Raw genomic sequence first — 9,570 nt, forward strand, 5'->3', positions numbered from 1 at the left:
GGGACGGCGGCCATCAGTGCACCGGAGCTGCGTCGGGCGATCCAGCGCGAGGAAGGTTCCGAGCGCGGTGTTCTGAGTCTCGATCAGCTGTTGCTGGCCATCGATGATGCCCGGGCGCACAACGAGAAGATCGTGTTCACCAATGGCTGCTTCGACATCCTTCACGCTGGGCATGTGACCTACCTTGAACAGGCCCGGGCTCAAGGGGACCGATTGATCGTGGCGATCAACGACGATGCTTCGGTCAGCCGCCCAAGGGGCGTCTGGACGCCGTGCTCATGGAGCCCGAGGAATTCTCCTGGCGCATGGCCCGGGACGCGGCCCTGGCCCGGACGGTGCGCGCCTGCCCCCTGGCCGACGCGTGCGAGGGCGTCACCCGCCACATCATGTGCGACATGACCGTGCCGCCCGAAACCATGGCGCGCATCGACGCCGCCGTGGGGGACTTCATGGGCGAGGCCGCGGACAGGGCCAGGGTTCTCCTGGCCCAAAGGCACTGAAGGCGCTAAAATTTGCGGTCCAGCAGCAGATGGGAGAAGTAGCCCAGCACCGTGGCCAGGTAGTAGGGGAAAAAGGGCTTCCAGGGCAGGCCGAGCAGCAGCATGGGCGCGAGCAGCACGGAGCAGGGGATGAGCAGAGCCGCCCACCAGGAATGGGTCCAACCCCGGTGGGAGCCGATGGCCGGCAGCAGGGCGCAGAACCCGAGCACGGCCGCGTAACGGTATTGCTCCCGAAAGATCAGCACGCCGTCCACCACCAGGGCCGCGCCGTAGAAAAAGCGCCGGCCCTTGGAGTCGGTGTCCACGTCGGGAAACAGTCCGCCCAGGATGGAGAAAAGCCCCAGGCAGACCATGGTTTCGAAGCTCGGGCGGTAGACGCCGAGCCAGTACGTGCCGCCAAGCGCCCCGGCGGTGACCGCCGCCGCGCCGGCGATGTGCGTCTTGAAGCCCGGCATGGGGCGGCTCCTAGCATCCACGGACAGGCCCTGGCAAGGCGGCCCCGCTTGACGCCGTTCGCGGCCGCCGCTACCACCACGGCAAACGCAACACCCAACCCCGGACCCCAAATGCCCGCCAAATTTTTCCCGACCGCCCTCGTTGTGACCCTGGCCCTCCTGGCCGCGCTGCTCGCCCCGCAGGCTCCCGCCCTGGCCGGGCCGCCCAAGGTGGAAATCTTCGTCACCAGCTGGTGCCCGTATTGCACCAAGACCAAGGCCTATTTCGACTCCAAGGGCATCGCCTACACCGCCTTCGACATCGAGAAAGACCCGGTCGCCAACATGCGCTACCAGAAGTTCGGCCAGCGCGGCGTGCCCCTGGTCGTCATCGGCGACGCGGTCATCCCGGGCTATTCCGTGGCCGAATTCGAGAAGGCCCTCTCCGCCGGCGGCAAGGCGGCCCCGGCCCAGCCCAAAATGGTCTTCGGCAAGCAGTAGCCGCCGCAAAAGGACTTTCCCCATGGCCGTCTCCGACGCCCCCCCCTTTTCCACCCGCGCCCGAAACATCAAGATCTCGGCCACCAAACTCATGCCCATGCTGGCCGCCGGCGTGAGCGACTGCGTCTCCCTCGGCCAGGGCGTGCCCTCCTTTGGCACGCCGGCCCACGTGGTCGAGGCCGTGTGCCGGGCCCTTCGCGATTCGCCGGCCGCGGGCAAGTACTCGCTCCAGCCCGGCATGCCCGAGCTGCGCTGGGCCGTGGCCGAGCGCCTGGCCTCCGAAAAGGGCCTGTCCGCCAATCCGGAAACCGAGATCGCCATCACCGTGGGCGGCATGGAGGCGCTTTTGTGCGCCGTCCTGTGCCTGTGCGAACGCGGCGACGAAGTCATCGTGCCCGAGCCCTTCTACCCCTCCCACGTGGAGCAGGTGCTGCTCGCCGAGGGCGTGCCGGTCTTCGCGCCCCTGAGGCGCGCCGACTGGAGCCTCGACCCCGACGCCGTGGCCGCCGCCGTCACGCCGCGCACCCGGGCCATCATCATAAATTCCCCCCACAACCCCACAGGCGCGGTCTTCGCCGAGAAAGACCTCCTGGCCGTGGCCGAGATCGCCCTGCGTCACGACCTGTGCCTCATCTGCGACGACACCTACGACGCGCTGTCCTACGACGCGCCGGCCTTCTCCCTGGCCGGCCTGCCGGAGCTGCGGCCGCGACTGGTGGCCGTGGGCAGCTTTTCCAAGCGCTACGCCCTGACCGGCTGGCGGGTCGGCTTCGCCTTCGCCCCGGAGCCCATCATGGCGCAGATGCTCAAGGTCCACGACTGCACCGCCATCTGCGCCCCCACCCCGGCGCAAATCGCCGCCCTGGCCTCGCTGACCGGCCCCCAAGGCATCTACCATGGCTTCGTCTCGGCCCTGGCCGCCAGGCGAAACCTCCTGGCCAAGCGCCTTTCCGCCATGGGCCCCGCCGTCTCCTTCAACCGCTCGGCCGGGGCCTTCTACGCCATGGCCCGCTACGACCTGCCGCTGTCCCCCATGGAAGTGGCCACGCGGCTCATCCGCGAAGCCCAGGTCATCACCATCCCGGGCGACAGCTTCGGCCCGGGCGGCGAAAAAAGCCTGCGCCTGTCCTGCGGCGGCGAGGAAGCCGACATCGAAGCCGGCTGCGACCGCCTCGCCGCCTGGCTGGCGGCGGAGGCGGAGAAGAGGAAGAAGTGAAGAGTGGGGGAGGGGACCCCCTTTTTGGAAAAAGGGGGTCCCCTCCCCCACACCCCCACCCACCCCCAAAAAATTTTCAAAGGGGGTTGCGCTCCCGCGCGGGCGGCATAGCCCATTCGGGGGGGACCGGGGGGGATCATTCCCCCCGGTGGGGAGGTCCAGGAGGGGCGACGCCCCTCCTGGCCGCCGGAGGCATCCTATGGACGTGCGCGTGGGGCAGGGGACCATCGGGTATCGGGATGGTGCGGAGGCGTATTTGCTGCGTTTTTTCAGCGAACACGCCGTGGACGAGTACGAGCTGTATCCCCGCGACGCGTCCTGGGCCATCCGCTACCATCTGACCCCGCGCCGCAAGACGCTGCTCTCCTGGATCGACTGCGGTCCGGGCGGCCGCATCCTGGAGCTCGGGGCCGGCTGCGGCGCGCTGACCGCCCACCTCGCCTCCCTGCCCCATGCCGTGACCGCGGTGGAGGGTTCGCCCGAGCGCGCCGCCGTCATCGCCGCCCGCTGCCGCCGGGCGCAAAACCTCGAAATCGTGGCCGCCAACGCCGTGGGCCTGCCCTATGAGGGCCGCTTCGACCTCGTCACCCTGATCGGCGTGCTCGAATACGCCGCCGCCTTCGTGGACGGCCCGCGCCCCCACGAGCGCCTGCTGGCCGAGGCCCGGCGCTACCTCAAGCCCGGCGGCGGCCTGATCCTGGCCATCGAGAACCGCATGGGGCACAAGTACCTGGCCGGCCTGCCCGAGGACCACACCGGCCGCCCCTACCACGGCGTAAACGGCTATCCCGGCCCGGGCGGGGCGCGCACCTTCGACCGGCCGGCCCTTTCCGCCCTGCTGGCCCGGGCCGGCTTTCCGGCCCAGCGCTGGCACTTCCCCTCGCCGGACTACAAGACGCCCGACAGCGTCGTGTCCGAACGGGCGCTGGCGACTCCCGGGTTCAACGTCCTGCCCCTGCTCGAGCTGCCCACGCCCGATCCCGGCGGCAAGGCCGTGCCGGCCTTCAACGAGCGGGCGCTGCTGCGCTCGGCCCTGGCCGGCGGCGCGGCCGGCCACCTCATGAACTCCTTTCTCGTCCTGGCGGCGGCCACCGACGACGCGCCGCTTCTGGCCGCCAACGAGGCCACCCTGGCCGTGGCCGTCAACGCCGACTCCTGCCCGCCGCTTTTCCAGACCATGACGCGCTTCATCGCCGTCCCCGGCGGCGTGGAAGTTACGCGGACCAATCTCCACGGCCTGCCGCCGGCGGCCTTCGTCTCCGGCCGCCAGCACGTCAAGGCCAAGGAGGCCTATCATCGCGGCTACGAGAGCTTTCTCGAAGGGATCGTCAACGCCGTGGAGGACGGGGACATGGCGCTGGCCGCCCGGCTGCTTGCGGCCTGGATGGATCAGGCGGCGGCGCGGTCCCGGCCGGGCACGCCGGAGTCCGCCCGGAGCTTTTCCGCCTTCTGCCGCGAACGCCTGGGCCGGGAGGCTTACGCGGGGCTCGAAGGCGACCGCTGGCTGCCGGGCAAGCTCCTCGACGCCCATCCGGGCAACGTCCTGCGCCACCCCAAAACCGGCGACATCCGCTACATCGACCTGGAATGGCAGCTTTCCTGCGACATTCCCCTGGCCCTGCTCATCGACCGGGGGGTGAACCTCGTCGGCCAGAAGCTGGCGGCTTTCGCCGCCTACCTGGGCCTGCCCGAGGGCGGCGGCCTGCCGGCGGCCATGGAGGCGGCGCTTTCCCGCCATGCCCTCTTCCGCCGCGCCGACGCGGCGTCGCTCGCCGCCGTCACCCAGTGGCTCTTCGCCGCCGTGACCCACGGCGACCTGGACCATCGCCGGCTTCCCGACCGGCCCTGACGCCCCTTCCCCCCCGCCGTCCGATGGCGTATGGGGACCGGACCGCACCGCCAAGGACGAACGTTCCCTATGAAGCAGTCTTTCCCCGGCTCCGCATCGGAAGTGCGGACCACGTCCCCGGCCGTGGCCATGCTCGGGGTCAACCTCATGGTCTTCATGGCCACCCTGGACATGAGCATCGTCAACGTGGCCCTGCCCACCCTGGTCGAAGCCCTGCACACCGACTTCGCCGCCATCCAGTGGGTCATCCTGAGCTACGTGCTCGTCATTGCGAGTCTTCTGCTCCTGGTGTCGCGCCTTGGCGACATGCGCGACAAGAAACGCATCTTCCTGGCCGGCCTGGTCATGTTCCTCATCGCCTCCCTGTGCTGCGGCCTGGCTCCTTCCGTCTCCTGGCTCATCGCCTTCCGGGCCTTCCAGGGCGTGGGCGCGGCCATGACGCAGGCGCTCGGCATGGCCATCGTCACGCAGATCGCGCCGCCTTCGGGGCGCGGCCGGGCGCTGGGATTCATCGGCGCGACGGTGGCCATGGGGCTCATGATCGGGCCTCCGCTCGGCGGCATTCTCATCGGGCTTTTCGGCTGGCGGTCGCTTTTCCTGCTCAACGTGCCGGTGGGATTGGCCGCGCTGTGCAGCGTCGTCAGCCGCATGCCCGCCCTGCCGCCCGTACGGTCGGGCGAACGCTTCGACCTGCCGGGCGCGACGGCGGCGAGTCTGACGCTCGGGGCCTACTGCCTGGGCATGACCTGCATCCAGCGCGGCGGCTTCGCCGATCCCGAGGGACTGTGGCTGCTCGGCCTGTCCCTGGCCGGACTGGCCGCCTTCGTGGCCATCGAGCGGCGCAGCCCCCAGCCCATGCTCGACCTGTCGCTTTTCGCCAATCCGCTGGTCACGCTGCCCCTTTGCATGGCCGTGCTGGTCTTCGTCACCGGGTCGAGCGGATTCATCATGCCGTTCTTCTTCCAGTCGGCCCAGGGCCGGTCCGTGACCGAGATGGGCCTGCTCATGATGATCCTGCCGGCCTCCATGGCCCTGACCGCGCCGGTCTCCGGCTCCCTGGCCGACCGCTACGGCTCGCGGGGCATCTGCATGCTGGGGCTGGTGGTCTTGTGGACGGGCTGCCTGGCCCTGGGGACGCTTTCCGCGCATACGCCCTGGTGGGGCTACCTGCTGCGCACGCTGCCCGTGGGCCTTGGCATCGGCATCTTCCAGGCCCCCAACAACTCCACCATCATGGGCGAGATGCCGCCCCACCGCCTGGGCGTGGGTTCGGGCCTGGCCAACTACGCCCGGGTGTTCGGCCAGTCCACGGGCTTGCCGCTGGTCGGCGCGATCTTCAGTTCGCTGGTGCTGGCCTCTGGGCACACGGGAGCCCGGGCGGATTTCGCCAACGCCGCGCCCGAGGCCCTGGCCGCCGGCGTGGCCGGGGTGTTCCGCTGGCTGGCCGGGGTGCTCGCCCTGGCCATTGTGCTGGCCGCCGTGGCCTGGCGCATCGAGTCCAAGCGCCGGGCCGCCGGCAGGGGCTGCGCCGGGGGGAAAAAAGGAGCCTAGGCCGCCGCGCCGGCCGGCCTCTCGAACAGTTCCCGGCGCACGCGCTCGCGTTCCCGGTCGATCTGCTCGTCCGTGGCCCCCAGGGCGTGCATCAGCCAAGTCGTCATGGACAGGGCCACCTCGCCCTCACAGGAAAAGACGGCCGCGACCCCGGCCTTGCGCAGGGCGTCGGCCTCGCGAAGATAACCGGCCCGGCTGATGACCCGTATGGACGGGGCCAACTCCAAGGCGGCGGCCGCGATGGACCGTGCGTCCAGCCCCGAGGCCGTGACGAGCAGGCTCTCGGCCTCCTCGATGCCCGCATGCAGCAATATCTCCCGGCTGACGGCGTCGCCGTGCACGGCCGGCAGCCCGGCGGCGCGCAGCTCCTGCACGGTCTCGATGTTCATCTCCACCACCACCGGCTCGATGCCGTTGTCGCGCAGGATGCGGCACAACGTGCGCCCCACCGGTCCGTAGCCCACGACCACGGCCCGGTGGGCAGAGGCGTCGACGGCGATCGCCTCCCCGGCCTCGCCCGACGCCTTCCGAGCCCAGCCCAGTCGTCGCAGCCAGCCGACCAGGGGAGCCACGCCCTTGTAGAGCCAAGGGTTGATGACGATGGAGACCACCGAGGCCACCACCAGGGCGTTGAAGGCCTCCTTGGGCAGCACGCCGAGGCCGACGGCCATGGAGGCCAGGATGAAGGAGAATTCGCCGATCTGCGACAGGGCCGCGGCCACGGCCAGAGCCACGGCGAGCGGCCGTCGCAGGATCAGCACCACGGCCAGGGCGGCCAGAGGCTTGCCGAGCAGCACGATGGCGAGCGTGGCCAGTTCCAGCCGCCAGCCGGAGACCACGCTCGTGGGATCGAGCAGCATGCCCACGGACACGAAAAAAAGCACGGCGAAGGCGTCGCGCATGGGCAGGGCGTCCGAGGCCGCCCTGGCCCCGAACTCCGACTGGCCCACGATCATGCCGGCCAGGAACGCGCCAAGGGCCATGGACGCGCCGAAGACCACGGCCGCGCCCACGGCCAGCCCCAGGGCCACGGCCAAAACGGCCAACGTGAAGAGCTCCCGCGAGCCCGTGCGGGCCACGTGGCCGAAAAAGCGCGGCAATAGCCACCGCCCGGCCACGGCCGTCACGGCCACGAGTCCCGCCAGCTTGAGCATGGCCAGCCCGAGCGTCAGGCCGAGCCCCGGTCCGCCCACCCCGGACGGGCCGTAGAAGACCGGCAGAAGGATGAGCGCCAGGATGGTGAACAGGTCCTCCACGATGAGCCAACCCACCGCGATGTGGCCGGTGGGCGTGTGCAGGGCCCGGTTGTCGGCCAGCACCCGGGTCAGCACCACGGTGCTGGCCACGGAAATGGCCGTGCCGAAGACGATGCCCGCCGACCAGCTCCAGCCCAGGGCGTGGGAGGCCCAGGCCCCCAGGGCGGCCGAGGCCGCGATCTGGGCGATGGCCCCGGGAACGGCCACGCCGCGCACGGCCATGAGGTCCTTCAGGTGAAAATGGAGCCCCACGCCGAACATGAGCAGGATCACGCCGATTTCCGCGAACTGGTTGGCGATCTCGCCGTCGGCCACGAAACCCGGGGTGAAGGGACCGATGACGAATCCGGCCAGCAGGTAGCCGACGATGGGCGACAGGCGCAGCCGTTGGGCGGCCAGGCCCAGGGCCAGCGCCGCCAGCAGGCCGCCGGTCAGGGTCAGGATGAGGGAGATTTCATGATTCACGGCGCGGCCTCCCGGCGACGCCGACGGGGCCGCGCTTCTGGGCGGCGTCGCGGGACGCTTTCCGGTACGAAAATGTGAACCTATTTTGCATGTAATGTTCTTACAGCAAGGAACATCGCCGGGCAACCCGCCGCCGTGGCCCCGGCCGCATTGACAGCCCCCGGCTCCCTCCCGTAACATTTCCTCATGGATGCCGCGCTGCCGGACCCCGAGGCCGATACCTTCAAACGCCAGGCCACCCGCCTCCAGGACTCCGTGGAGAACCTGTTCTCCTGCTGCCAGGCCCGCATCGCCCTGCAAAGCGAACGCTTCGGCCTGCCGCCGGCGGCGCTTCGGGCCGTGCTGGCCCTGGGCGAAAGTCGCTACCTGGCTCCGGGCGAACTGGGCCGCCGGCTCGGCGTCACCAAGAGCCGGGTGACGGCCGTGACCACGGGCCTGTTGCGTCAGGGACTCATCGAAAAGCATCCCGACCCGGCCGACGCCCGGGTGACGCTGCTTTCCCTGACCCCGGCCGGCAAGCGCATGCGCGAGGACATCCGTACCTTCATGGTGGCCCTTTTCCAGGCCATGCTCGACCGGGTCGAGCCGGACCGGCGCGAGGCCGTGCTCTCCTCCCTGGAGGTGCTGCGCCACTGCATGGAATCCGCCCGGGCCGACATCAAGCCGTAGCCCTCGCGCGGGTTCCGACCCCGCCGCCGTCGGCCCTCGGGAAATCGCGCGATCGCCCTTTTCCCCGCGACAATGCCGACGCGGCTCCCGGATGACGGCACACGCCGGGCCAGGGCCCGCCCTTTTCAAAACCTTCCAATTTTGTCATGATGGGCGCATGGATATACCGCTTCTTCCCGACGTCACGATCATCTTCGGACTGGCCGTCGGCGTCATCCTGGTCTGCCACCGCCTGAAGATTCCGGCCCTGGTGGGCTTGCTGCTCACGGGCGTGGTCTGCGGCCCCTATGGCCTGGGCCTCGTGCGTTCGGCCCACGACGTCGAGATCCTCTCGGAAATCGGCGTCATCCTGCTCCTTTTCACCATCGGCCTGGAGCTGTCCCTGTCCGACCTGTCGCGCCTCAAGCGACCGGTTTTCTATGGCGGCACGGCGCAGATGCTTCTCACCTGGGCTTTTTTCTTCACGCTGCCGCTTTTCGCGCTGCATTTTTCCGGCGGCTCCAGCGTCCTGCTCGGCATGCTCGCCGCCCTGTCGAGCACGGCCATCGTGCTGACCACGCTTCAGGAACGCGCCGAGATGGAAGCCCCCCACGGCCGGGTGAGCCTCGGCATCCTCATCTTCCAGGATCTGCTCGCCGTGCCCATGACGCTCGCCGTGCCGCTGCTGGCCGGCCGCACCTTCGGCTTCACCAACTCCATCATCTTCACCGTGGGCAAGGGCGCGCTCGTACTCGTTTTGCTCGTGGTGCTCTCGCGCAAACTCATGCCGCGCCTGCTGCTCGCCATCGTGCGCACGCGCAGCCGCGAGCTCTTCCTGCTGACGGCCCTCGGCATCTGCCTGGCCGTCAGCCTGCTCACCGCCTCCATCGGCCTGTCGCTCTCGCTCGGCGCGTTCCTGGCCGGACTGCTCCTTTCCGGCTCGGACTACCGCGAGCACCTGCACGAGGTGGTTCTGCCGTTCAAGGACGTCTTCACCTCGCTTTTCTTCATCTCCATCGGCATGCTTTTAAATGTCGGCTCTGCGCTGGAACACGTCTGGCAGATCCTTGCCGCCACGGCCCTGCTGCTCGTCGTCAAGGCGGTCATGGCCGGCGCGGCCACGCGCATCCTCGGCTATCCCACGCGCACC

The 9,570-nt window shown here is 69.6% G+C and carries 9 protein-coding genes; 7 read left to right on the forward strand and 2 right to left on the reverse strand.

Annotated elements, in window-relative coordinates; genetic code table 11:
• Nucleotides 1–272 precede the first annotated feature (272 nt).
• A complete protein-coding gene (locus Q1K70_RS19085) occupies nt 273–500 on the forward strand; it encodes a hypothetical protein (protein WP_300163246.1) in 228 nt (75 codons plus the stop codon).
• Between the two features lie 5 nt (nt 501–505).
• Here the strand turns inward: Q1K70_RS19085 and Q1K70_RS19090 are convergent, their stop codons facing one another.
• Nucleotides 506–955 (reverse strand): metal-dependent hydrolase, encoded by a 450-nt coding sequence (locus Q1K70_RS19090; protein WP_300163224.1) that lies wholly within the window; start codon nt 953–955, stop codon nt 506–508.
• 111 nt (nt 956–1,066) lie between these two features.
• Here Q1K70_RS19090 and Q1K70_RS19095 point away from each other — a divergent pair, with 111 nt between their 5' ends.
• From Q1K70_RS19095 to Q1K70_RS19110, 4 genes are all read left to right on the forward strand, one after another.
• Nucleotides 1,067–1,435 carry a glutaredoxin domain-containing protein gene (locus Q1K70_RS19095; RefSeq protein ID WP_300163226.1) on the forward strand — a complete coding sequence of 123 codons (369 nt, stop codon included), beginning with the start codon at nt 1,067–1,069 and terminating at the stop codon, nt 1,433–1,435.
• A gap of 22 nt (nt 1,436–1,457) precedes the next feature.
• Nucleotides 1,458–2,651 (forward strand): pyridoxal phosphate-dependent aminotransferase, encoded by a 1,194-nt coding sequence (locus Q1K70_RS19100; RefSeq protein WP_300163228.1) that lies wholly within the window; start codon nt 1,458–1,460, stop codon nt 2,649–2,651.
• Between the two features lie 256 nt (nt 2,652–2,907).
• On the forward strand, nt 2,908–4,500 hold the full coding sequence (locus tag Q1K70_RS19105) for a class I SAM-dependent methyltransferase (protein ID WP_366521739.1): 1,593 nt from the start codon (nt 2,908–2,910) through the stop codon (nt 4,498–4,500).
• Between the two features lie 69 nt (nt 4,501–4,569).
• The gene (locus Q1K70_RS19110) at nt 4,570–6,051 is read left to right on the forward strand and encodes an MFS transporter (RefSeq protein WP_300163234.1); all 1,482 of its coding nucleotides are present in this window, start codon (nt 4,570–4,572) and stop codon (nt 6,049–6,051) included.
• Here the strand turns inward: Q1K70_RS19110 and Q1K70_RS19115 are convergent.
• The gene (locus Q1K70_RS19115; protein WP_300163237.1) at nt 6,048–7,772 is read right to left on the reverse strand and encodes a cation:proton antiporter; all 1,725 of its coding nucleotides are present in this window, start codon (nt 7,770–7,772) and stop codon (nt 6,048–6,050) included. The two genes, Q1K70_RS19110 and Q1K70_RS19115, sit on opposite strands and share 4 nt — an antisense overlap.
• 186 nt (nt 7,773–7,958) lie before the next feature.
• On the opposite strand from Q1K70_RS19115, the gene Q1K70_RS19120 reads away from it, so the two are divergent.
• Both Q1K70_RS19120 and Q1K70_RS19125 read left to right on the forward strand, forming a co-directional pair.
• Complete coding sequence (locus Q1K70_RS19120; RefSeq protein WP_300163240.1) at nt 7,959–8,441, forward strand: MarR family winged helix-turn-helix transcriptional regulator; 483 nt, start codon at nt 7,959–7,961, stop codon at nt 8,439–8,441.
• Nucleotides 8,442–8,598: 157 nt separating this feature from the next.
• On the forward strand, nt 8,599–9,570 hold a 972-nt coding region (locus Q1K70_RS19125), incomplete at its 3' end, for a cation:proton antiporter (RefSeq protein WP_300163243.1).

The organism is Solidesulfovibrio sp. (assembly GCF_029978005.1).
GTDB lineage: Bacteria > Desulfobacterota > Desulfovibrionia > Desulfovibrionales > Desulfovibrionaceae > Solidesulfovibrio.